The organism is Streptomyces yokosukanensis, assembly GCF_001514035.1.
GTDB classification, from domain to species: Bacteria; Actinomycetota; Actinomycetes; order Streptomycetales; family Streptomycetaceae; genus Streptomyces; species Streptomyces yokosukanensis.
In genome coordinates this window covers 17,578-39,299 of sequence record NZ_KQ948227.1, presented here as the reverse complement: position 1 = coordinate 39,299, position 21,722 = coordinate 17,578, and the positions used below count along the sequence as shown (strand labels likewise).

Annotated in this window: 18 protein-coding genes; 2 read left to right on the top strand and 16 right to left on the bottom strand. The window is 72.1% G+C overall.

What is annotated here, in order from left to right; translation table 11 throughout:
- Positions 1-21 precede the first annotated feature (21 nt).
- The 4 genes from murJ to AQI95_RS37470 are packed head-to-tail and all read right to left on the bottom strand — an operon-like array spanning position 22 to position 5,749.
- Entirely contained in the window at positions 22-1,764 is a 1,743-nt protein-coding gene (gene murJ, locus AQI95_RS37485) for a murein biosynthesis integral membrane protein MurJ (RefSeq protein ID WP_067134805.1), read from the bottom strand.
- Entirely contained in the window at positions 1,761-3,095 is a 1,335-nt protein-coding gene (locus tag AQI95_RS37480) for an O-antigen ligase family protein (protein ID WP_079071786.1), read from the bottom strand. The genes murJ and AQI95_RS37480 overlap by 4 nt, the downstream gene beginning before the upstream one ends.
- A gap of 6 nt (positions 3,096-3,101) precedes the next feature.
- Entirely contained in the window at positions 3,102-4,568 is a 1,467-nt protein-coding gene (locus AQI95_RS37475) for a sugar transferase (RefSeq protein ID WP_067134803.1), read from the bottom strand.
- A complete protein-coding gene (locus AQI95_RS37470; RefSeq protein WP_067134801.1) occupies positions 4,565-5,749 on the bottom strand; it encodes a glycosyltransferase family 4 protein in 1,185 nt (394 codons plus the stop codon). Before AQI95_RS37470 ends, AQI95_RS37475 begins: the two co-directional genes overlap by 4 nt.
- A gap of 404 nt (positions 5,750-6,153) precedes the next feature.
- Between AQI95_RS37470 and AQI95_RS37465 the strand changes: the two genes are divergently transcribed.
- Positions 6,154-6,459, top strand: coding sequence for a hypothetical protein (locus AQI95_RS37465; protein ID WP_067134799.1), 306 nt, complete (start codon positions 6,154-6,156; stop codon positions 6,457-6,459).
- A gap of 148 nt (positions 6,460-6,607) precedes the next feature.
- Here AQI95_RS37465 and AQI95_RS37460 read toward each other — a convergent pair whose 3' ends face one another.
- The 12 genes from AQI95_RS37460 to iolC all read right to left on the bottom strand — a co-directional run bounded on the left by AQI95_RS37460 (position 6,608) and on the right by iolC (position 20,494).
- Positions 6,608-6,928 carry a hypothetical protein gene (locus AQI95_RS37460; RefSeq protein ID WP_067134797.1) on the bottom strand — a complete coding sequence of 107 codons (321 nt, stop codon included), beginning with the start codon at positions 6,926-6,928 and terminating at the stop codon, positions 6,608-6,610.
- Positions 6,929-7,021: 93 nt separating this feature from the next.
- Complete coding sequence (locus tag AQI95_RS37455; protein ID WP_067134796.1) at positions 7,022-7,339, bottom strand: hypothetical protein; 318 nt, start codon at positions 7,337-7,339, stop codon at positions 7,022-7,024.
- Positions 7,340-7,402: 63 nt separating this feature from the next.
- Positions 7,403-7,723 carry a hypothetical protein gene (locus AQI95_RS37450; protein WP_067134794.1) on the bottom strand — a complete coding sequence of 107 codons (321 nt, stop codon included), beginning with the start codon at positions 7,721-7,723 and terminating at the stop codon, positions 7,403-7,405.
- Positions 7,724-8,130: 407 nt separating this feature from the next.
- A complete protein-coding gene (locus AQI95_RS37445) occupies positions 8,131-8,550 on the bottom strand; it encodes a hypothetical protein (protein WP_244188967.1) in 420 nt (139 codons plus the stop codon).
- A gap of 230 nt (positions 8,551-8,780) precedes the next feature.
- Positions 8,781-9,635 carry an ABC transporter permease gene (locus AQI95_RS37440; RefSeq protein ID WP_067134792.1) on the bottom strand — a complete coding sequence of 285 codons (855 nt, stop codon included), beginning with the start codon at positions 9,633-9,635 and terminating at the stop codon, positions 8,781-8,783.
- The gene (locus AQI95_RS37435; protein WP_425264951.1) at positions 9,632-12,271 is read right to left on the bottom strand and encodes an alpha/beta fold hydrolase; all 2,640 of its coding nucleotides are present in this window, start codon (positions 12,269-12,271) and stop codon (positions 9,632-9,634) included. Before AQI95_RS37435 ends, AQI95_RS37440 begins: the two co-directional genes overlap by 4 nt.
- Before the next feature lie 243 nt (positions 12,272-12,514).
- Complete coding sequence (locus AQI95_RS37430; protein WP_079071785.1) at positions 12,515-13,981, bottom strand: APC family permease; 1,467 nt, start codon at positions 13,979-13,981, stop codon at positions 12,515-12,517.
- A gap of 378 nt (positions 13,982-14,359) precedes the next feature.
- Complete coding sequence (gene mmsA / locus AQI95_RS37425) at positions 14,360-15,862, bottom strand: CoA-acylating methylmalonate-semialdehyde dehydrogenase (RefSeq protein WP_067134788.1); 1,503 nt, start codon at positions 15,860-15,862, stop codon at positions 14,360-14,362.
- 16 nt (positions 15,863-15,878) lie between these two features.
- Complete coding sequence (gene iolD, locus AQI95_RS37420; RefSeq protein WP_067134786.1) at positions 15,879-17,756, bottom strand: 3D-(3,5/4)-trihydroxycyclohexane-1,2-dione acylhydrolase (decyclizing); 1,878 nt, start codon at positions 17,754-17,756, stop codon at positions 15,879-15,881.
- Positions 17,753-18,592: a 5-deoxy-glucuronate isomerase gene (iolB, locus tag AQI95_RS37415; protein ID WP_067134784.1), complete on the bottom strand. Its 840-nt coding sequence runs from the start codon at positions 18,590-18,592 to the stop codon at positions 17,753-17,755. The genes iolD and iolB overlap by 4 nt, the downstream gene beginning before the upstream one ends.
- Positions 18,593-18,599: 7 nt before the next feature.
- The gene (locus tag AQI95_RS37410; protein WP_067134979.1) at positions 18,600-19,460 is read right to left on the bottom strand and encodes a Cgl0159 family (beta/alpha)8-fold protein; all 861 of its coding nucleotides are present in this window, start codon (positions 19,458-19,460) and stop codon (positions 18,600-18,602) included.
- Positions 19,461-19,543: 83 nt separating this feature from the next.
- Positions 19,544-20,494, bottom strand: a complete 951-nt coding sequence (gene iolC, locus AQI95_RS37405; RefSeq protein ID WP_067134782.1) for a 5-dehydro-2-deoxygluconokinase — start codon at positions 20,492-20,494, stop codon at positions 19,544-19,546.
- Between the two features lie 179 nt (positions 20,495-20,673).
- On the opposite strand from iolC, the gene AQI95_RS37400 reads away from it, so the two are divergent.
- A complete protein-coding gene (locus AQI95_RS37400) occupies positions 20,674-21,630 on the top strand; it encodes a helix-turn-helix domain-containing protein (RefSeq protein ID WP_079071784.1) in 957 nt (318 codons plus the stop codon).
- The last annotated feature ends 92 nt before the right edge of the window (positions 21,631-21,722 follow it).

Sequence of the window (21,722 nt, the reverse complement as noted above, 5' to 3'; positions counted from 1 at the left end):
GTACGGTGAGCTTCCGAAGCGTCAACGACCATGGCTCTGCTTTCGCGTCAGGAGGCGTCGGACGGTGAGAAGGGCCGTGGGGACCAGCGACCGGGCTCCGGCCACGTCGAGGGCCCAGAGCAGCGGCAGATAGACCGCGACGACACCCAGGCAGCCCGCCGTGACGGCGGCCGGCGGCGAGGCGAAGGACCGCGCGCAGACGAATCCGGCCACGGCGGCGCCCACCGCGGAGGCCACCGGTTTGGCCAGTTCGACCCCGACGCGCCGGACCCGCACGGCGACGCTGCGGCTGCCCAGCCCGCACAGCAGGAGCAGCGCGGTCAGGGTGATGCCGGCGCAGTTGGCGGCGGCGATGCCGCACGCGCCCCAGATCCCCACGGTCCAGGCGCTGATGACGGCGGTGACGACCATGCCCACGGCCATCACGCCCGTGGGGTACCAGGTGGTGCGGCCCGCCGAGAAGTACGACCGCACCAGCGCGCCCACCAGCGTGTGCCCGAGCAGCCCGAGCGTGTACACCCGCATCACGTTGGCGGTCGCCACGGTGTCCTGCGCACCGAAGGCACCGCGCTGGAAGAGGAGTTGGACGATCTGCGGGGCACACGCCCAGATCTCGGCGGCGCCCAGCAGCACGATCGCCGTGACCATCACCAGATCCCGCTCGATACGGTCCCGGGCCCGGCGGGTGTCGCCCTCGGCCATGGCCCGTGCCAGCACCGGAAAGGTGACGACGCACAGCATCAGCGCCAGGGACATCGGCAACTGCCCGATCTTCTGGGCGTAGTTGAGGTGCGAGATGGCGCCGACGGGCAGCAGGGAGGCGAAATGGCGCTCGATGAGGACCTGCGACTGGCGGCACAGGGCGAAGAGCAGGACCGCGAGAACGAGGGCGGGGGCGGGGGTGAGCGGCTGCTCGCCGTTCGGGCGGTACCCGGCGGCGGGCCGGTCGGGGCGCTCGGTGATCCGGCGCCACAGGGACGGCGCCTGCACGGCGACCAGGAGACACCCGCCGAGCGCCACGCCGAGGGCGGCGGACCGCACGCCCCAGCGCGCGCCGACGGCGAACATGGCGGCGATGATCGTGGCGTTGTAGGTGACGTAGATCGTCGCCGGGGCCAGATAGCTGCGATGGGCCCGCAGCGCCGCGCTGCAGTATCCGGCCAGCCCGAAGCTCAGCACGCAGGTCGCGGTCAGCCGGGTGCAGGCGACCGCGAGACGGGGGTGGGGCAGGCCGGGTGCGAGGACGCCGACCAGCAGCGGCGCCCCGGCCACGAGCAGGCCGGCCACGGCGGCGAAGGCGAGGCACAGCCGCGGCAGCGAGGCGGCGACCAGCGCGCGCACCGGATCGGGGGACGCGCTCCCGGCCGCCCGCCGCGCCAGCGCCACGCTGAACGCGGGCACCAGCAGGAACGCCATCCCGTCCTCGATCAGCAGGGTCGACGCCATCTCGGGCAGGGTCCAGGCCACCAGGAACGCGTCGGTGGCGGCGCCGGCGCCGAAGAAGTGCGCGAGCGCCTGGTCACGGCCGAGCCCGAGCAGCGCCCCGGCCACCGACAGCACGGCCGTGACCAGCGTCGCCCGCGCGAGGAACCTGCCGGGGGAAGCGTCCGTGAAGGCGGTGTCGGAGGTCTCGGAGGTCTCGGAGGTCTCGGGGGTGTCGGCTCCGGGGGCCCGCGGGTCCTGGTGCTCCTCGGCCGCGCGGGCACCGCTCGCGCCCGAGGCGTCGTCGGCCGTGCCCCTCGGCGTGGCGGACGGGGTTCTCATCGCGGGCCCGCCTGGGCGGCCCCGCCCGTGGTCGCCTCGCGAGCCAGTGCCCACCAGGCGCCGGCCCCGAGGCACACGCCCGTCAGGACGGTGGAGGGTCCGCCGATGTCGGCGTACAGGAAATCCACGTACTGCCACAGCAGCAGCCCGCAGGCCGCCACGGCGCAGTCCCGCCCGCGCCCCGCCCGGCGCAGCCGCCCGGCCGCGCACACGAGCAGGGCCAGCCAGCCGCCCACCACCGTGACCACGCCCAGCAGGCCCTGCTCGCTGAGCACGAGCAGATACATGTTGTGCGGGGTCAGCAGGGGCCGGCGCCGAAAGCCCCAGCCCGCGGCGTCCGTGTCGCTGCCCGAGGACAGCGCGAGCGAGGCATGCCCGTCCCGGTGCGCGGGAAAGGCCTTCAGTCCGACGCCTGTCACCGGGTGCCCGCGCCACATGTCGGTGGCCGCCACCCACAGGCTGTAGCGGTCGACGACCGACTGGTCCGGTGCGTCGGCGATCCGTGTGATGCTGGTCAGCCGCTCCTGCAGCACCGCGGCGCCCACGCCGAACCCGCCCACCAGCACCACCCCGACCGCGACCGCCGCCGCGACCGTCCGCCCCGCACGCCGTGCGCCGGCCGTCAGCAGCTGCGCCCCGCAGGCGACGGCCGTGGCGATCCAGGCACCCCGGCTGAAGGACGCGACGAGCGGCAGGAGCAGCGCCAGTGCGCACGCGCCCGCCACGACCCGCTGCCGCCGCTGCCGCGCCCCGAGGGCGAGACCGACCGCGGCCACCAGCCCGAACGCCACGGCGGTGGCCATCCCCATCACGTCGGCGGGCCCGAACGTGCCCACCGCCCGGATGTCGGCCCCCTGGTACGAGGCCCCGGTTCCGGTGAGGTACTGGTGCACCCCGACCGCGCCCTCCCACAGGGCGAGGCCGACCAGCGACCAGAGCAGCAGCCGGGCGTCGCGCCGGTCCCGCACCAGCAGCACCACGGCGACCGGGACGAGCACGAACACCTGCAGATAGCGGGCCAGTCCGGTGAGGGCGTCGGCGGGTGTCACCGCCCCGCCCGCGGCGACCGCGAGGCCCACCACCGGCAGCCCGAGGACGACCGCGGCCGTCCGGGTCAGCGGGCGCCGCGCCTGCCGCGCGGTGTGTACGACGGCCCACAGCACGACCAGCCCCGACACCGCGTCGGCGGGGGTGGCCGTGCTGTCCGGTGCGACCGGCAGCCCCAGCAGGGCGACGATCGCCACGACGGGCAGGACCGGCGCGGCACGGCGCAGCGCCGGCAGCGCCCGGGGCCACGGCAGCGGGGGCGCGGCCGTCGAGGGAAGGCTCACCGGTGCTCAGCTCCCCGTCGGCCGTACGAACAGCACGGCCGTGCGCACCAGGATGCAGATGTCCTGCCACAGCGACCAGTTGTCGATGTAGGCGTTGTCGAAACGGCAGCGGTCCTCGATCGAGGTGTCGCCGCGCAGCCCATGGATCTGGGCGAGTCCGGTGATGCCGGTCCGCATCCGGTGGCGCGCCGGGTAGCCCGGGTGGGCCTGGCTGAACTTGGTGACGAAGTAGGGGCGTTCGGGTCGCGGTCCGACCAGGCTCATGTCGCCGCGGACGACGTTCCACAGCTGGAGCAGCTCGTCCAGCGAGGTGCGGCGCAGGAACTGGCAGAAGCGGCTCATGTCCTCCGCGTCCGCCACGCTCCAGCGGGTCGCGGCCTCGTGCGCGCTGGCGGGCCTGAGGGTGCGCAGCTTCAGCATCGTGAACGGCCGTCCGTCCTTGCCGATGCGCTCCTGCCGGAACACCACGCCCGGCCCCTCGGTGAACCTCAGCACGGCCGCGCACACCCCGAGCACCGGGCCGGCGAGCAGCAGCAGCGAACCGGCGAGCACCACGTCGAGCACCCGCTTGCCGGCACCGTCGCCGCGCCGCCGGGCGCCCGGGCTGAGCAGCCTGCGGGAGAAGCCCACCAGATGCCCCGCCCGCCCGCACCGCCCGCGCGAACCGTACGCCGGTGAGTCCGCGTCGACCTCCCACAGCACACAGCCGAACGCGGCGAGTTCCCGCAGCAGCGGGGCCCGGTGCACCCGGGCCGCGGGCCCCACGACGAGCACCGTCTCGACACCGTTCTGGATGAGCGCGCGATGCGCCTCCTCGCGCGTGGTGAGCACCGGCAGCGCGGGCCGGTCGGCGGCCTCGGTGACGACGGCCGGTGCGTCGGCGACCAGTCCCACCGGCCACGTGCCGCAGCCCTTGCTGCGCTGCAGCGCGCCGGCGACCCGCAGGGCCGCCGGCAGCGGGCCCACCACCAGCGCGGGGCGGGGCCGGCGCCTGAGCGCGCTGCGCCGGCGCCCGTGCACCGCCTCGCGGCCCGCGCAGGCCGTCAGACAGTGCACGGCGCACGCGGCGGCGAGCACGGTCGGCGGGAGCTGCCGCAGCGGGGAGAGCGCCGCGGCGACCGCCCAGCAGACGGCGATGCGCCCGCAGACGGAGGGGAGTTCCTCCACCACGCCGGGGACGTCCGAGGTGTCGTAGAGCAGGGCCCGACGGTTCAGGCCGATCACGCACAGCCCCAGGAAGGCGATGAGCAGCGGGTGCCGCTGGGACTCCGGCACGGCCAGGGCGCCCAGCAGGGTGGCGCCGAGGTCGGCGATCAACAGGGGCGTCCAGGAGGTCCGCCGCGGGCGGTGGGGCCCTCGCCCGGCGGGCAGCCCGGGTCCGGTGGCGGCGCCGAGCGGGTCGAGGAGGGCGACGGCGCGCGCCCTCGCCCGGGACCCCCCGGCAGGAGGGGGAACAGTGCTTTCCGCAGTCATGTGGTGATGGACTCTCTGCTCTGGTTGGGTACCACGACCGGTGTGGTGACGATGCCGAGCAGTTCGCGGTACACGTCGGTGACCGCGTCCGCGGTCTGCTGTACGTCGTGGGCGGCGAGCACATGGGCGCGGCCCTGTGCGCCCAGGGCCGCGCGCAGCGGCCCGCGCAGCAGCAGCGCGGCCAGCGCCCGTGCCAGCGTGTCCGGGTCCTCCGGCGGCACCACGCAGTGCGGCAGGTGGCCGGGCGGCAGGCTCTCGCGCGCTCCGTCCACGTCCGTGACGAGGACCGGCCGACCGCACGCCATGGCCTCCAGGGGGACGAGCGCCATGCCCTCCCAGCGGGAGGGCAGGACCACCACGTCGGCGGCCCGGTACCAGGGGGCGGCGTCGCGTGCCGGGCCGGCGAACTCCACCGAGGCGGGAGCGGCGGCGCGCAGGGCGGCCGCGTCCGGGCCGTCGCCGACCAGTACCAGCCGGGCGGAGGGCAGTTGCCGCACCACGGCGGGCCAGGCCCGAAGGAGCACGTCCTGGCCCTTTTGGCGGCACAGCCGTCCCACGCACACGACGAGGGGGCCGGCCGCGGAACGGGCGACGTCCCCCTCCGGCTGGAACCTGCTCGTGTCGACGCCGTTGGGGATCACCTCCCACCGGGCGGCGATGCCGTGCTGTTCACCGGTACGGCGTTCCGCCTCGCTCACGCACAGCACGCGCGTGGCCCAGCGCGCCGCGAACTGCTCCCACTGCAGGGCCGCTTGGGCCATCACGCCGTCCACGGCCTCGAACGACCAGGCGTGCGGCTGGAAGACGGTGGGGAGCCGGCCGCGTACCGCGAGCCGCGTCGCGAGCCCGGCCTTCGCGCTGTGCGCATGCAGCACATCGGGCCGCACCTCGCGCACGATCCGGGCCAGCCGGCCCACCTCGCCGGGGAGTCGGGTCCCCGGTGAGCGGGTCGCTTCCCAGGGCAGCACCCTGCAGCCCGCCGCACGCAGTGCGTTCGCCAGCGTGCCGCCTCGCGGGCAGGCCACGGTGACGCGCAGCCCCGCGGCGAGCTGCGCCGTCGCGAGGTCCGTCACGAACCGGGCGACACCGCCCTCGACCGGCTGAGTTACGTGCAGGACGTGCGGCTCGCGTGCAGTGGACCGCGTCGCACGGTGCGGGACGGAACCGAGGGGAATGCGCATGACCGAGGCTTCCCTTCCGAAGAAACATTCCGAACCCAGCACAATGGGTGTGATCGTAGGTTCGGCATAAAACGCGTTGGATTCAGATGCAACACTAACCTCTTATCCGTCTTTTTCTACGAACCCGTCACCTGTGTCGGAATGTGCGCCACCATCAGGGGGATATTCCTCGTACAAGATCACTCACTTGGCCCCACCGGTCGCCGATGAGCTGCAGGGCCGATAATCCGATGAGAATTCCGCGCGGCCATTCAGGATGTATGAGTTCCGGGAACTTGCCGGTGCCGGAGTTTCCCGCGCTGTCTCTGTCTCGTTAGCCCGTTGGAAGCGAGATCCCAGGCACTCGCGATGCCTCGAGGAGCGAGTCCCCTCCGGTGACCCGAGCTGCGTACGAAAGGAAAACAATGAAGAATCTGAAGGCTGCCGCCCTTGTGGTCGGCACCCTGGCCATCGCCGGTACCGCGACGCCCGCCGTCGCCGGGAACCTGCCGGCGCAGGGCCTCCTCGAGGACGGGAAGACGGTCACCCGATCGATCCCCAACGCAGCCGAGATCCCGACGGGCGCCCTGACCGAGAACGTCAGGGGAGCGACGCAGGGCGTGAAGGAGTCGGGCATCGTCCAGACCCCCGTCTTCGGCCGCACCCTGCCGAATCCCCTCAACGGAAAGAGCCCTGCCAAGCTTCCGGGCAAGCTTCCGGTCGTCAAGTAGAGACGCGCACGCACCGGGCCATTCGGGTCGGCTCCGTCCCACGGAGCCGGCCTTCGGTGTTTTCGGAACTCTTTCGGAACCTTCGGAACCTGAAGAAAAACAAATGGCGGCCCGCCGAAGATCGGCGGGCCGCCAGGGGGAAGACTGATCAGAACAGCAGGCCACCGGCGTAGCCGGCGTTCTGCGACTGGTCGACCGTGGCCGTGTTGCAGGCGGCGTAGTGCGAGTTCGGGGCGACGACGCCACCGAGGACGGCGCCGTTCGACCACGGCGCGATGCAGCGGCCGTCGACCAGCGAACCGTTCGAGATGACCAGGCCCTGCTGAGGGGCGTTCACGACGACCGGGGACTCCGAGAAGCCGTTGCCGCCGGTGACGGTGGTGTTGGTGTCGTCGGCCGCAGCGGTGCCGCCGGCCGCCAGAACGAGGCCCGCAGCCAGGACGGAGAGGGCCGTAACCTTGTTACGCATGACATGCGCCTTTCGGGTGGGAGGGGCGGTGCGGGCGGGGACGTCTGCTGACGCCCCCGCCCTGCTCCGGATGGACCGGAGCGCAAAGGGGGGTCAGAAGAGCAGGCCGCCGGCGTACGGGGCGTTCTGCTGCTGGTTCACGGCCGCCGTGTTGCAGGCGGCGTAGTGCGAGTTCGGCGCGGCGACGCCACCGAGGACGGCACCGTTCGACCACGGCGCGACACAACGGAGGTCGACCAGCTCGCCGTTGGAGACGACGGCGCCCTGCTGCGGGGCGTTCACGACGACGGGGGACGACGAGAAGCCGTTGCCACCGGTGACGGTCGTGCAGTTGTCGGCTGCGGCGGTGCCGGCGGCCGCCAGGACGACACCTGCGGCGAGGGCGGAGAGGGCCGTAACCTTGTTACGCATGAGATGTCCTTTCCGGACTGCGTTTTGAGGGGTTCGCCTGCTCGGAAATACTCGGAGCAGGAGTCAGAAGAGCAGGCCGCCGGCGTACGGGGCGTTCTGCGCCTGATTCACGGCCGCCGTGTCACAGGCGGCGTAATGCGAGTTCGGCGGAACGACACCGCCGAGCACGGCACCGTTGGACCACGGCGCGATGCAGCGTCCGTCGATGAGCGAGCCGTTGACGACAACCACGCCCTGCTGAGGGGCGTTCACGACGACCGGGGACTCCGCGAAGCCGTTGCCACCAGTGGCGTTGGTCGTGTTCGAGTGGGCGGAGGCAACGCCGGCGCTGCCGCAGACAGCACCAAGGGCGAGTGCAGTGATGACCGCGAACTTCCTGGTCAACTCGGTTCCTTCCTGGATTCACGGTAAGCCGCGCTTACATAGCAAGAAACCGAAATATGTGGCGAAAAGTCACGCGGACACTACCCATACGGTACGGATTCCACCGGATGGCGGAACGACTTCATGCGCTCTTTCGCCCGAACCGCATGCATCGGAATGAATGCCGACGTGCGTCCGGCCCACTGGCAAGGAGGAATCCAGTGGGCCGGACAGGCTTGAGGCGTAATCCCCGGCACGCAACGGACGCCGGGCGGGCGCAGAGCCTCTGGTCCGGCCGCATCCTCGGGGGCTGTGCCTTCGAGGCGCCGGACGTGGGTCGTACCAGGGGGCCACCGCGGGTCCGTCCCGCGGTGGTGCGGTGTCGGTCTGCGGCGGACGAGAACCGGATCAGAGAGTCAGAATTCCGGTCACCTCTGGTTGAGCAGGCTACCGAGACCGGCGCTGGTGGGGCCGTTCAGCGGGTGGAGCTGAACGGAGCCGGTTCCGACCGGATTCTTCAGCGGAATTGCGGGCTTCTTGGTGCCGCTCCGGCCCATCCCGTCCAGGTATACGCCGGAGACTTTCGCCGCCTTGTTGGTGCCGGTGACCGTCGACGACTGGTTCTGGTCGAACGCACTGCCCTTGGTGATGTTGCCCTGCTTGGCCACGCGCATCACGGTGTCCGCCGCGGGCACGAGGGCCGGGGTCACCTCGGTCTGGGACATGAGGCCGAGCGGGCCGGTCTCGTGGGCAGGCGCCTTCGTGGCGGCCGACGCCGCGACGGCGGAGCCACCCACCAGACTCGCACCGATGGCCAACGCCGCAGTTGTAAAAACTGCCTTCTTCATGATTCACCTCACTTGAAGTTACCTCTGATCCGACAGACGCAGAACATAGCAGTCCACAGTCCGGCCAAAGTGACGCACTACTCCATACGCATGAATACTGCGGGAGTGAAGAAGCGCATTTCTCGGAATTCCTCAGAGGGATTTGCATCAGGTCGGCGAATCGATTGATCGTATGGTGTGCCAAGCATGAGACAGCCAATATTCCAGCCCAAAAGCAGCTGAAAAGAAAACTATGACACCACGTCCTTGCGGGCGAATCCTCTGAAGGCCAGGGCGAAGAGCACGAATGCGTAGCTCAGGGAGATCGCCGTGCCCTGGACCATGCCGGAGAACTCGGGGTGCGGCTGCACGATGTCGCCCCAGGCGAACTGCCAGTGCGCGGGCAGGAAGTCACGCCAGTGGCCGAGCGCGGTGACGGCGTCCAGGACGTTGCCCACGATCGTCAGGCCGACCGCGCCGCCGACCGCGCCGAGCGGGGCGTCCGTCTTCGTGGACAGCCAGAACGCGAGCCCCGCGGTGACCAGTTGGGACACGAAGATGTACGCCACCGCCACCGCGAGCCGCTGCACCGCCGTCCCGGCGTCGAGCGCACCGCCGGTGGGGATCTGCAGCGGACCCCAGCCGTAGGCCGCCGTACCCACCGCGAGAGCGACCACCGGGAGCAGGATCATCGCGGCGAGGCTCAGCCCGAGCGCCACGACCAGCTTGGACCACAGCAGCCGGGCGCGGGGCACGGGCGCGGCGAGCAGATAGCGCAGGGAGGACCAGCCGGCCTCGGAGGCGACGGTGTCCCCACAGAACAGGGCGACCGGGATCACCAGCAGGAAGCCGGCCGAGACGAACAGGTTCACCGCGACGAAGTTGGCGCCGGAGGCGGTGGCCGTGCTCATCAGGGTGATCTGGCCGTTGCGGGCGGCCGGGTCGCCGCCGATCGCGAAGGCGATCAGCAGCACGAACGGCAGCAGCACGAGGATGGCGCCCATGACCAGCGTGCGGCGCCGCTTGAGCTGGCGGACCAGTTCGACCCGCAGGGGCAGGGTGTGCCGCGTCTGATAACCGGAGGCGGCCTCGGTGAGCGTGCTCATGCGGAACCTCCTATCAGGGTGAGGAAGGCGTCTTCCAGGCGCCGGTGCGGGCCGACCGAGGCGACCGGCACGTCCAGCCGCACCAGCTCCACGACCAGCCGCTCGGCCGTGCCGCCGGCGTCCAGCCGGACCAGCAGCCCGTCGTCGGTGCAGACGGCGGAGGCGACGCCGGGCAGCGCGGCCACCTTCTCCACGACCGGCTCCTGCAACGGCGTGGCGGTGCCGACGAGCAGGGTGTCGCCGGAGCCGATGATCTCCCGGACGGGGCCGGCCTGGACGAGCCGCCCGCGGTCCATCACCACCAGGTGCGTGCAGGACTGCTCGACCTCGGCGAGGAGATGGCTGGAGACGATCACCGTGCGGCCGGCGGCCGCGTAGCGGATCATCACCTCGCGCATCTCGCGGATCTGCGGCGGGTCGAGACCGTTGGTGGGCTCGTCGAGGATGAGCAGATCGGGCAGGCCGAGCATGGCCTGGGCGATGGCGAGGCGCTGGCGCATGCCCTGGGAGTAGGTGCGCACCGCACGGGCGAGGGCGTCGCCGAGGCCGGCGATCTGCAGGGCTTCGTCCAGATGGGCGTCCTCGGGCGGGCGGCCGGTGGCCCGCCAGTACAGCTCCAGGTTCTCCCGGCCGGACAGATGCGGCAGGAAGCCCGCGCCCTCCACGAAGGCGCCGACCCTGGACAGCACCGGAGCGCCGGGCCGGACGGCGTGGCCGAAGACCCGGATCTCGCCGTCGTCCGGGGCGATCAGGCCCATCAGCATGCGCAGGGTGGTGGTCTTGCCCGCGCCGTTGGGTCCGAGCAGGCCGAGCACCTGGCCCTTCTCGACACGGAAGGACAGCTCGCGCACCGCGTACCGGTCGGCGGACTTCGCGTACCGCTTGCTCAAGTCCTGGATCACCAGCGGGACTTCGGCCAGCTCCGGGTCCGGCGCCGGGGCGGCCGTGCGGCGGCGGGCGGTGAGCAGCAGGGCCAGCGCGACGGCCGCGCCGGCCGCCGGCAGCCACCACACCCAGGCGGGCAGGGGTGCCGCGGCGGTGGTGACGGCGGGTGCCGTCGGCACGCTCAGGCCTCCCCCGAGGGAGACGGTGTAGGTGGCCGGGGCGGCCGGTGAGGCGTAGCCGAGGTCGGTGGAGGCGAGGACCAGGCGCAGGCGGTGGCCCTTCTGCACCTGGTGGTCGATCGCCGGGAGGGTGAGCGTGACGTCCTTGCCGGCCTCGGCGCCGGTCACCCGGAAGGGGGCGACGAGCTGCTCGGGCAGCACCTGCTGGGTGCCGTCGGGGCCGACGTCGTAGACCTTGCCGAAGAGGACGGCGTCGCCGCCGGTCGAGGTGATGTGGACGGTGGCGGTCGGGGTGCCGGTGATCTGCAGGTCGCGGCGGAGCGGCGCGGAGTCGAACCGGGCGTACTGGCCGGGGAAGTCGAGGGAGACGCCGAGGCCGAGCGCGGACAGCTGGGTCAGGCCGCCGGAGCCGCCGAGGCCGGGCAGCGCGGAGACGCCGGGCGGGCTGGCGCCGGCCGGGTTGGTGATGTGCTGGGCGTCGCCGGTCAGGGCGACGGCGCGCGGGTGGGCGCGCAGACCGGGGTAGGCGGCGGCGCTCGCGCCGCGCAGCTGGGCCGTGCCGTCGCCCGAGTTGACGCCGCCGGTGCGGGTGATCCGGAAGGCCGGGCCGGTGCCCGCGCTCGTGTCGCCCTTCAGATAGCGGTCGAACCACGCACGCACGCGTGCCTGGACCCGGTCGGTCTCCATGTCGCCGCCGTCATGGCCGCCGGCGATCCAGTCGACGTCCACGGGGGCGCCGTTCGCCCGGATCGCCCGCTCGGCCGCGTCGGACTGGGCGAGGGTGAACAGGGAGTCCGTCTGGCCCTGCATCAGCAGCGTGGGCACCTTGATGCGGGAGCCGACGGCGGACGGCGAGCGCTCCTGGAGGAGTCGCCGGGCGGCCGCGTCCGGGGTGCCGGACTCGGCGACCCTGTCGTACATCCGGCACAGCGCGGGCTCGAAACGGGCGCAGCCGCCGCCGGTGTTGAAGAAGACGCCAGCCCACAGCTTCTTGAACACGCCGTTCGGGAACAGGGCGTCGGCGAGGTTCCAGTAGGTGATGGCCGGGGCGATGGCGTCGACCCGGTGGTCGTATCCGGCGGCGAGCAGGGAGATCGCGCCGCCGTAGGAGCCGCCGGCCACGCCCACGCGCGGGTCGCCCGGTCTGTCGAGCTGGACCTCGGGGCGCTCGGCCAGCCAGTCGATGAGGCGGGAGACGTCGGCGACCTCGGCCTCGGGGTCGTTGAGCCCGATCTTGCCGGTGGACTTGCCGAAGCCGCGCGCGGACCAGGTCAGGACCGCGTAGCCGTGGCGGGCGAGGTCCTCGGCCTGGCCGCGCACGTCGTCCTTGCTGCCGCCGAAGCCGTGCGCCAGCAGGACCGCCGGGTGGCGGCCGCGATCGGCCGGGGCGAAGAAGGAGGTGTCCAGGCGCACGCCGTCGACCGCCATGACCTGGTCGCTCTCGCGCGGCGTCGGCGTGTCGTCCGAGGCGACGGCCGCCGTCCACGTGCCGGCGCCGGCCAGCACCACGGCGGCGGCCGCGGCGGCGGCGAGCCGGCGCGGCCTCTTGAGCAGCCCTCGCACCGAGGGCATGCGCCGCCTCATTCGCCCCCGGAGGGGCGCACGAAGATCCATGCCCTCAACGGTACGGGCAGTCACCGACAACGGCTGCTCCCGCCGGGCTGAACCCCGGGCCCTCCTTGGGGAGTAGGGGGCCGCTTCGGCGTACTTCGGACGTGGTACGAAGAGCCGTGGAGATCCGGATCGCCACCACCGTCGCGGAAGTCGTCGCGCCGGGGCATCGGGCGGGCGTGGGACTTCGCCTGAGCCGGCCGATCAGGCCTGCGCGCCCTCGGTGAGCGGTGCGGCCGTGGTGAGCCGGGTGCTCGCGGCGGCCTGCGGCTCCGCCTCGGCGAGCAGGACGTCCTCCGGGAGGGAGACGAGCCAGCGGGTGGTGCGGCGCGGGCGGAGGTAGAAGGCCCAGTAGAGGGTGGCGACGGCGGTGATGCCACCGGTCCACAGCAGGTACGTGGGGTCCTGCTCGACCAGGACGTAGGCGAGGACGGCGATGAGCAGGATCGGCATCGCCGGCCACAGCGGCATCCGCCAGGCCTTCCGGCTGCCGTGCGCACCGCGTCGGGCGAGCAGCGAGGCGACCGCGACCAGCAGGTACAGGCCGGTGACGGCGACGCCGGTGACGCCGTAGAGGGTGTCCAGGTTGACGAAGCAGAGGAACGCGCCCGGGACGCCGACGACGAGGGTGGCGACCCAGGGGGAGCCGAACCGGCCGAGCTTGGAGAGGGCGTTGTTGACCGGGGAGGGCCAGGCCTTGTCGCGGGCGGAGGCGAACAGGACGCGGGAGTTCTGGATGACCATGACGATGCCCGCGTTGATGATCGCGAGGGCGACGCACAGGCTGACGAAGGTGCCGACGGCCGAGTTGCTCCAGGCGATGACCATGGTGGAGATGTCGCCGCCGGTCAGGGTCTTCAGGTCGCCGGCGCCCAGGGTGATCGCCACGACCGGGACCAGGATGACGATGCCGGAGATGGCGAGCGTCGCAAGGACGGTACGGGCGACGTTGCGGCGCGGGTTCTCCAGTTCCTCGGAGAGGTAGACGGCGGTGGAGAAGCCCTGGGTGGCGAAGAGCGCGATGGCGAGCCCGGAGAGGACCATCATGGCCGTGACGGGGTTGACGTGCGCGTGCTCACCGGCGACCTGCAGCGAGCCGAGGCTGCTCGCACCGCGCTGGGCGTGGGTGAAGCCGAGGAGGGCGACGACTCCGGCGGCGACGACCTCAAGGACCAGGAAGATGCCGGTGATCCAGGCGTTGGCGCGCAGGTCCAGCAGACCGGCGAGGGTGGCCGCGAGCATCACGCCGGCGCCCGTGAGGGACGGGTCGAGGTGGACCACCGGGGCGAGGTAGTCGGCGGTGCCCATCGCGATGACCGGAGGGACGATCATCACGACGAGCAGCGACATCACGAAGGCCAGCCAGCCGGCGAGCCGGCCGGCCAGGGTGGAGACCATGGCGTACTCGCCGCCCGCACTGGGGATGAGGGTGCCCAGCTCCGAGTAGCAGAACGCCACGGGGATGCAGAGCAGTGCGCCGATGGCGATGCACAGCGCCGTCGCCGTGCCCAGGCTGGAGAACAGGTCGGGCACGATCACGAAGAGCGTGGAGGCGGGGGTGACGCACGACAGCGTCAGCAGGGTGCCGCCGACGACGCCGATGGAACGCTTCAGGCCCGGTGCGGGGGCGGGCGCGGTGTCGACCACGGACTGCGGGAGCGTGTCGGTCATGCGGCGGTTCCGATCGACTCGTACGACTGAGGGTGGGGGTCGGGAGCGCTATCGCCTCCGGCGGATCGTCGTGCGTTCGTCTCGTCCGCTCCCGGCCCGCATAGAGAACCCCGACGAAAACCGCCGCGTCAATGGCCGTTTACCTTCGAAATCCGCACCTGTCGACGGGCTTACGTCGCATCACATTCACAGGCCGTGAAGCCCCATAGAGACATCCATCAAGCCCATCGCGAATGTGACCTTGGTTTCAAAGGTCATCTTCACGTAACCCCTTCGTCACCCGTTTCGTCCTGCGTGAACGGGAACCGCAGCCGACGCGTCAAAAAAATGTCAGGCCGTCCGGAATCCGGACGGCCTGACGACAGGTTCTGGCTGGGCTCAGTGGTTGCGCGGGAAGCCCAGGTCCACGCCCGTGGGGGCGTCGGCCGGGTCGGGCCAGCGCGTGGTGACGACCTTGCCGCGGGTGTAGAAGTGCGTGCCGTCGTTGCCGTAGATGTGGTGGTCGCCGAAGAGCGAGTCCTTCCAGCCGCCGAAGGAGTGGTAGCCCACCGGCACCGGGATCGGCACGTTCACGCCGACCATGCCCGCCTCGATCTCCAGCTGGAAGCGCCGGGCGGCGCCGCCGTCGCGGGTGAAGATCGCGGTGCCGTTGCCGAAGGGGGACGCGTTGATCAGCGCGACACCCTCGTCGTACGAGTCCACGCGCAGCACGCACAGCACCGGGCCGAAGATCTCGTCCTGGTACGCCTTGGCGCTGGTGGGCACCTTGTCGAGCAGCGAGATGCCGATCCAGTGGCCGTCCTCGAAGCCCTCGACGGTGTGGCCGGTGCCGTCGAGCACGACCTCGGCGCCCTCGGCCGCCGCGCCCTCCACATAGGAGGCCACCTTGTCGCGGTGGACCTTGGTGATGAGCGGGCCCATCTCGGACGTCGGGTCGTTGCCGGGACCGATCTTGATCTTCTCGGCGCGCTCGCGGATCTTGTCGACCAGCTCGTCGCCGATGGAGCCGACCGCGACGACCGCGGAGATGGCCATGCAGCGCTCGCCCGCGGAGCCGTAGGCCGCGCTCACGGCCGCGTCGGCGGCCGCGTCCAGGTCGGCGTCCGGCAGCACCAGCATGTGGTTCTTGGCGCCGCCGAGGGCCTGTACGCGCTTGCCGTGGGCGGAGGCGGTGGTGTGGATGTAGCGGGCGATCGGGGTGGAGCCGACGAAGGAGACGGCCTTGACGTCCGGGTGCTCCAGCAGCCGGTCCACGGCCACCTTGTCCCCGTGCAGGACGTTGAAGACGCCGTCGGGCAGACCGGCCTCGGACAGCAGCTCGGCGATGCGGACGGACGCCGACGGGTCCTTCTCGCTCGGCTTGAGCACGAAGGTGTTGCCGGTCGCGATGGCGATCGGGAACATCCACATCGGGACCATCGCCGGGAAGTTGAACGGCGTGATGCCGGCGACGACACCGAGCGGCTGGCGGATCGCGGCCACGTCGACGCGGCTGGCGACCTGCGTGGACAGCTCGCCCTTCAGCTGCACGTTGATGCCGCAGGCCAGGTCGACGATCTCCAGGCCGCGGGCGACCTCGCCGAGCGCGTCGGAGTGCACCTTGCCGTGCTCGGCGGTGATCAGCTCGGCGATCTCGTCACGGTGGGCGTCCAGCAGCGCCCGGAACCGGAACAGGATGGTGGTCCGCTGGGCCAGCGACGACTGGCCCCAGGTGGCGAAGGCGTCCTTGGCCGCCGCGACGGCCGCGTCCACCTCCTCGACCGACGCGAACGCGACCTTCGTGGTGACCGCGCCGGTCGCGGGGTCGGTGACCGGCCCGTACGTGCCCGACGCGCCTTCGACGGTCTTGCCGCCGATCCAGTGGTTGACGATCTTCGTCATGCCCAGAGACTCCTTATTACAGATGGCGGCGTCGGGTCGAGACGTGCCGTTCGTACAGCTCACGTGCCTTGACCGCCGACGGTCGGGTCGCGGTCTCGGCCACAGGAACATCCCACCAGGCCTGCGCCGGAGGCGCGCCCGACACAGTGTCGGACGTTTCGGTCTCCACGTAGACACATGTGGGAGTGTCGGCGGCCCGCGCCTCGGCGAGCGCCGCGCGCAGGTCCCGGACGGTTTTCGCGCGCAGCACGCGCATGCCCAGGCTGGCCGCGTTGGCGGCGAGATCGACGGGCAGCGGGGCGCCCGTGTACGTCCCGTCGCCGGCCTGGAAGCGGTACGCGGTGCCGAACCGCTCGCCGCCCACCGACTCCGAGAGCCCGCCGATGGACGCGTACCCGTGGTTCTGCACCAGCAACACCTTGATCGCGATGCCCTCCTGCACGGCGGTCACGATCTCCGTGGGCATCATCAGATAGGTGCCGTCGCCGACCAGCGCCCACACGTTGCGGTGCGGCGCGGCGAGCTTCACGCCGAGCGCGGCCGGGATCTCGTAGCCCATGCAGGAGTAGCCGTACTCCAGGTGGTACTGGTCGCAGGAGCGCGCCCGCCACAGCTTGTGCAGATCGCCGGGGAGCGAGCCGGCCGCGCCCACGATGATGTCGGACTCGTCCACCAGGGCGTCCAGGGCGCCGATGACCTGCGGCTGGGTCGGCCGTACGTCGATCTCGTCGGCCTCGAAGCAGGCGTCCACGCGCTGCTCCCAGCGCTCCTTGTCCTCGGTGTACTCGCGGGCGTACGGCTCCGGCACCCGGTGGCCGTGCAGCACCAGCGCCTCGGTCAGCTCGCCCAGACCGCTGCGGGCGTCGGCGACCAGCGGGAGCCCGGACAGCTTGTGACCGTCGAAGGGCGCGATGTTGAGGTTGAGGAAGCGGACGTCCGGGTTCTCGAAGAGGGTGCCGGAGGCGGTGGTGAAGTCGGTGTAGCGGGTGCCGACGCCGATCACCAGGTCCGCGGTGCGGGCCAGTTCGTCGGCGGTGGCCGTGCCGGTGTGGCCGACGCCGCCGACGTCCTGCGGGTGGTCGTGGCGCAGCGAGCCCTTGCCGGCCTGGGTGGAGGCGACCGGGATGCGGGTGGCCTCGGCGAACTCGGCGAGGGCCGCCTCGGCGCGGCTGTGGTGGACTCCGCCGCCCGCGATCACCAGCGGCCTGCGCGCGTCCCGGATCGCCCGGACGGCCTCCGCGAGTTCCGTCGGGTCCGCGCCCGGCCGCCGTATCGCCCACACGCGGTCGGCGAAGAACTCCTCCGGCCAGTCGAAGGCCTCCGCCTGCACGTCCTGCGGCAGGGCGAGCGTGACCGCGCCGGTCTCGACGGGATCGGCCAGGACCCGCATCGCCTGCAGCGCCGACGGGATCAGGGCTTCGGGCCGGGTGACGCGGTCGAAGTACCTCGACACCGGGCGCAGGGTGTCGTTGACCGACACATCGCCCGCGTACGGCACCTCCAGCTGCTGCAGCACCGGGTCGGCGGGGCGGGTGGCGAAGACGTCGCCGGGCAGGAGCAGGACCGGAAGGTGGTTGATGGTGGCGAGGGCGGCGCCGGTGACGAGGTTGGTGGCGCCGGGTCCGATCGACGTCGTCACCGCGTGTGTGGACAGCCGGCCCGCCTGGCGGGCGTAGCCGACCGCCGCGTGCACCATGGACTGCTCGTTGCGGCCCTGGTGATACGGCATCACCTCGGCGTACTCGACCAGCGCCTGGCCGAGCCCCGCGACATTGCCGTGGCCGAAGATGCCCCAGGTGGCGCCGATCAGCCGCTGCCGCTCGCCGTCGCGTTCGGTGTACTGGGCGGCGAGGAAGCGGACGAGCGCCTGGGCGACGGTCAGCCGGATCGTCATCGGTAGCCCCCTGTGGTCTCTGTGTGGTCGGGGTGGAAGCAGATGCGCCACTCCCGGGTCTCGCCCGGGCCCGCCATGACGTTCAGGTAGTACATGTCGTGGCCGGGCTGGGCGATGGACGGGCCGTGCCAGCCGTCGGGGACGAGGACGGTGTCGCCGGAGCGGACCTCGGCGAGGACGTCGCAGCCGCCCGCGCGCGAGGGGAACACCCGCTGATAGCCGAAGCCGTTCGGGCCGTCGATCTCGAAGTAGTAGATCTCCTCCAGCTCGGACTCCTCGCCCGGCCGGTGCTCGTCGTGCTTGTGCGGCGGGTACGAGGACCAGTTGCCGCCCGGGGTGATCACCTCGACGGCGATCAGCCTGTCGCAGTCGAAGGAGTCGGCCGCGGCGAAGCCCCGCACCTGGCGGGCGCAGTTGCCGCTGCCGCGCTGCTCGACGGGGACCTCCGGCGCGGGGCCGTAGCGGGCGGGGAGTCGTCGCTCGCACTTCGCTCCTGCCAGGGCGAAGCGGCCTCCCGCGCCGGAGGCGATCTGGACCCGGGCGTCCCGGGGAACGTACGCGAAGTCGCTGACGTCCGCGAACACGCTCTCCCGACCCAGGAGTTGGAACTCGCCCTTCTCAGTTGATGCGGTCTCAATTTGTACGGTACATCCGCCTTGCAGCGGAAGCACGATCCACTCGCTGTCGCCGGTGGTGAACGTATGGCTGCCGCCGGGCGCCAACTCGACCACGCGCAGGCTGCTGTGTGTCCAACCGGCCAACTTGGGGTCGATGTCGACGGCGTACTGCGCGTTCGCGGTGGCGCCCTCGGGCAGATGCAGATCGGTGCTGGTCATACGGCCCTCACAGCAGTCCTACGGCGGTGTCCACGGCGGCGGCCACATCGCCGTCCGCCGGATACAGCAGCGAGCGGCCGACCACCAGGCCGCGCACGGTGGGGAGTTGGAGCGCGCCGCGCCACTTCTCGTAGGCGGCGACCTGTTCCTCGGGCGAATCGCCGATGTCGCCGCCGAGCAGCACGGCCGGCAGGGTGGAGGTCTCCATGACCCGGGCCATGTCGTCGGGGTTCTCGGTGACGGGCACCTTCAGCCAGGTGTACGCGGAGGAGCCGCCGAGGCCGGAGGCGATGGCGATGGACTTGGTGACCGCCTCGGCGGACAGGTCGTTCCTCAGCTTCCCCTCGGGGCCGCGGCGGCTGAGGAACGGCTCGACGAAGACCGGCAGCCGCCGCGCGGCCATGTCGTCGATGGCGCGGGCGGTGGACTCCAGGGTGGTCAGCGAACCGGGGTCGTCGTAGTCGATGCGCAGCAGCAGTTTGCCCGCGTCGAAGCCCAGCCGCTGGATGTCCTCGGGGCGGTGGCCGGTGAAGCGGTCGTCCAGCTCGAAGCTGGCGCCCTGCAGCCCGCCGCGGTTCATGGAGCCCATGACGACCTTGTGGTCGAGGGCGCCGAGCAGGAGCAGGTCGTCGAGGATGTCGGCGGTGGCGAGAACACCGTCGACGCCGGGTCGGCTCAGTGCCAGGCACAGCCGTTCCAGCAGGTCGGCGCGGTTGGCCATGGCGAGCCCCCGGCCGCCGACGCCGAGCGCGCCGCGGGCCGGGTGGTCGGCGGCGACGATCATCAGCCTGCCGTTCTCGTCGAGGAGCGGCCTGCGGGCCCGGCGCACGGCGGCCTCGGCGATCGCCTCGGGGTGGCGGGTGCGGATGCGGACGAGTTCGGCGACGTCGACACGGGGGCTGCGTCCGGCGTCCCCGCCCTCGGTGTGCGTGCCCGCGACCCGGCCGGCCCTCACAGCACCGCTCCGGCAGCGAGCGCGGCGGCCACCTCGTCCGGGGTGGGCATCGCGGAGGAGCACTCCAGGCGGGAGGCGACGATGGCGCCGGCCGCATTGGCGTGCCGCATGATCGTCTCCAGGTCCCAGCCTTCGAGGAGGCCGTGGCACAGGGAGCCGCCGAAGGCGTCTCCGGCGCCGAGTCCGTTGAGCACGGTGACGGGCAGTGGCAGGACCTCGGCGGACTCGCCCGAGGCGCTGACCGCGAGGACTCCCTTGGGCCCCTGCTTGACCACGGCGATCTCGGCACCGGCGGCCAGCAGCGCGCGGGCCGCGGCGTGCGGCTCGCGCACACCCGTCGCCACCTCGACCTCGTCCAGATTGCCGACGGCGACCGTGGTGTGGCGCAGGGCCTCGGCGTAGAAGGGCCGGGCCTGGTCGGGGTGGGTCCAGAACATGGGCCGCCAGTCGAGGTCGAAGACCGTCGTGCCCGTCCTGGCCCGGTGGGCAAGGGCCGCGAGGGTGGCCGTACGGCTGGGTTCCTCGCTCAGTCCGGTGCCGGTGACCCAGAAGATCCGCGCCTCGCGGATGGCGTCGAGGTCCAGGTCGTGGGCGTCGATCTCCAGGTCGGGCGCCTTGGGCTGCCGGTAGAAGTAGAGCGGGAAGTCGTCCGGCGGGAAGACCTCGCAGAAGGTGACGGGGGTCGGCAGGCCGGGGACCGGGGTGACCCAGCGGTCGTCGACGCCGAAGCCGCGCAGCGCCTCGTGCAGATAGGCGCCGAACGGGTCGTCGCCCGTCCGGGTGATCACGGCGGTGTTCCGGCCGAGCCGGGCCGCGGCGACCGCGACGTTCGTCGCCGACCCGCCGAGGAACTTGCCGAAGGACGACACCTGGGCGAGCGGGACACCGGCTTGCAACGGGTAGAGGTCCACTCCGATCCGTCCCATGGTGATCAGGTCGTAGGCCATCGGCTTCCCTTCGTCACGACTCTCCCCGGCTTTGTAGTCCCGCACACCGAGCCCTGTCAATAGTTTGTCCAGACATTCGGACCAGCTCTTGAAATCACCCTTCTGCCCACTGTCCCGTATCCGGATCGGATCGGCGCCCGGCGCGAGGGCCTAGAAGGCTCGCCCGTGCCGCTCGTAGCATGGGGGCCGTGTCGACCGTGCCTGCTCGGCCGCATCCGGCGCTGCGGCCGGGAGTGATCAGTTATCGCGGAATACGGATGGCCCTCGACCGGCCGCGCCGCCGGCTGGAGACGCCGATCGGCGCTGCCACGCTGCTGCTGGGGTTCGAGGCACCGGTACGCATCACGCGGGCGGGGCGGCCCCCGGTGAGCCTCGTCTGCGTCGTCAACGGACTGACCACCGCGCCCGCCCTCGGTGAACACGAGGGCCGGATCTCCGGGATCGAGGTGCTGCTGACGCCGTGGGCCGCGTTCACCCTGTTCGGCACGCCACAGCACGAGCTGACCAACCGCTCGCTGGATCCCGGCGAGCTGAACGGCCCGTCGGGTGTGCCGCTCGGCGAACTCGCCGCCGCGCTCGCGGCGTTGCCCCGCTGGCCGGAACGGTTCGCGCTGCTGGACCGGGTGTTGCTGGAGCGGCTGCGCGCGGGCACACCCGTGTCCGAGCGGGTGGTGCACGCCTGGTCGCTGCTGGGGCGCAGCGCCGGCCGGCTCCCGGTGCCCCGGCTGGCCGAGGAAGTGGGCTGGAGCGTACGGCACCTGGAGAACCGTTTCCGGGAGCAGATCGGCCTTCCCCCGAAGGCAGCGGCCCGGGTGCTGCGGCTGCAGCGGGCACGGCGGCTGCTGACCGCGGGACACGGGCAGGCGGAGACCGCGGCGCTGTGCGGGTACTACGACCAGGCCCATTTCAGCGGCGAGTTCAAGTCCATGACCGGCTGCACCCCGAGGGAGTTCCTGGCGGCCCGGCGCCTGCCGGCCGCGGCCTCCGCGACCGACCGGATGGCGGGCGAGCCGACGAGCCTGCTGCTCACCGCCGACCGCGGTGCGCCTTTCTCCAAGACCCGCAGGACCGGATCCCGGCACGCTGTTCGCCCGGCCGCCGAACTCCCGGGGGAAGCGGGGGCGTCCGAAGGCTAGGACGGGGAGGCGGTCGTCGGGGGCCGGGGGCGGGAGGCCGGCGGGCCGGGTCCGACGCAGCGGACCCGGCCCGTCCTCGTGAACGGGCCCGG

Excerpts from the sequence above, each read along its gene's own strand:
- murJ (WP_067134805.1), bottom strand. The coding sequence starts at position 1,764 with ATGAGAACCCCGTCCGCCACGCCGAGGGGCACGGCCGACGACGCCTCG.
- AQI95_RS37475 (WP_067134803.1), bottom strand. The coding sequence starts at position 4,568 with ATGACTGCGGAAAGCACTGTTCCCCCTCCTGCCGGGGGGTCCCGGGCG.
- AQI95_RS37470 (WP_067134801.1), bottom strand. The coding sequence starts at position 5,749 with ATGCGCATTCCCCTCGGTTCCGTCCCGCACCGTGCGACGCGGTCCACT.
- AQI95_RS37465 (WP_067134799.1), top strand. The coding sequence starts at position 6,154 with ATGAAGAATCTGAAGGCTGCCGCCCTTGTGGTCGGCACCCTGGCCATC.
- AQI95_RS37460 (WP_067134797.1), bottom strand. The coding sequence starts at position 6,928 with ATGCGTAACAAGGTTACGGCCCTCTCCGTCCTGGCTGCGGGCCTCGTT.
- AQI95_RS37455 (WP_067134796.1), bottom strand. The coding sequence starts at position 7,339 with ATGCGTAACAAGGTTACGGCCCTCTCCGCCCTCGCCGCAGGTGTCGTC.
- AQI95_RS37445 (WP_244188967.1), bottom strand. The coding sequence starts at position 8,550 with ATGAAGAAGGCAGTTTTTACAACTGCGGCGTTGGCCATCGGTGCGAGT.
- AQI95_RS37440 (WP_067134792.1), bottom strand. The coding sequence starts at position 9,635 with ATGAGCACGCTCACCGAGGCCGCCTCCGGTTATCAGACGCGGCACACC.
- AQI95_RS37435 (WP_425264951.1), bottom strand. The coding sequence starts at position 12,271 with ATGCCCTCGGTGCGAGGGCTGCTCAAGAGGCCGCGCCGGCTCGCCGCC.
- AQI95_RS37430 (WP_079071785.1), bottom strand. The coding sequence starts at position 13,981 with ATGACCGACACGCTCCCGCAGTCCGTGGTCGACACCGCGCCCGCCCCC.
- mmsA (WP_067134788.1), bottom strand. The coding sequence starts at position 15,862 with ATGACGAAGATCGTCAACCACTGGATCGGCGGCAAGACCGTCGAAGGC.
- iolD (WP_067134786.1), bottom strand. The coding sequence starts at position 17,756 with ATGACGATCCGGCTGACCGTCGCCCAGGCGCTCGTCCGCTTCCTCGCC.
- iolB (WP_067134784.1), bottom strand. The coding sequence starts at position 18,592 with ATGACCAGCACCGATCTGCATCTGCCCGAGGGCGCCACCGCGAACGCG.
- iolC (WP_067134782.1), bottom strand. The coding sequence starts at position 20,494 with ATGGCCTACGACCTGATCACCATGGGACGGATCGGAGTGGACCTCTAC.
- AQI95_RS37400 (WP_079071784.1), top strand. The coding sequence starts at position 20,674 with ATGGGGGCCGTGTCGACCGTGCCTGCTCGGCCGCATCCGGCGCTGCGG.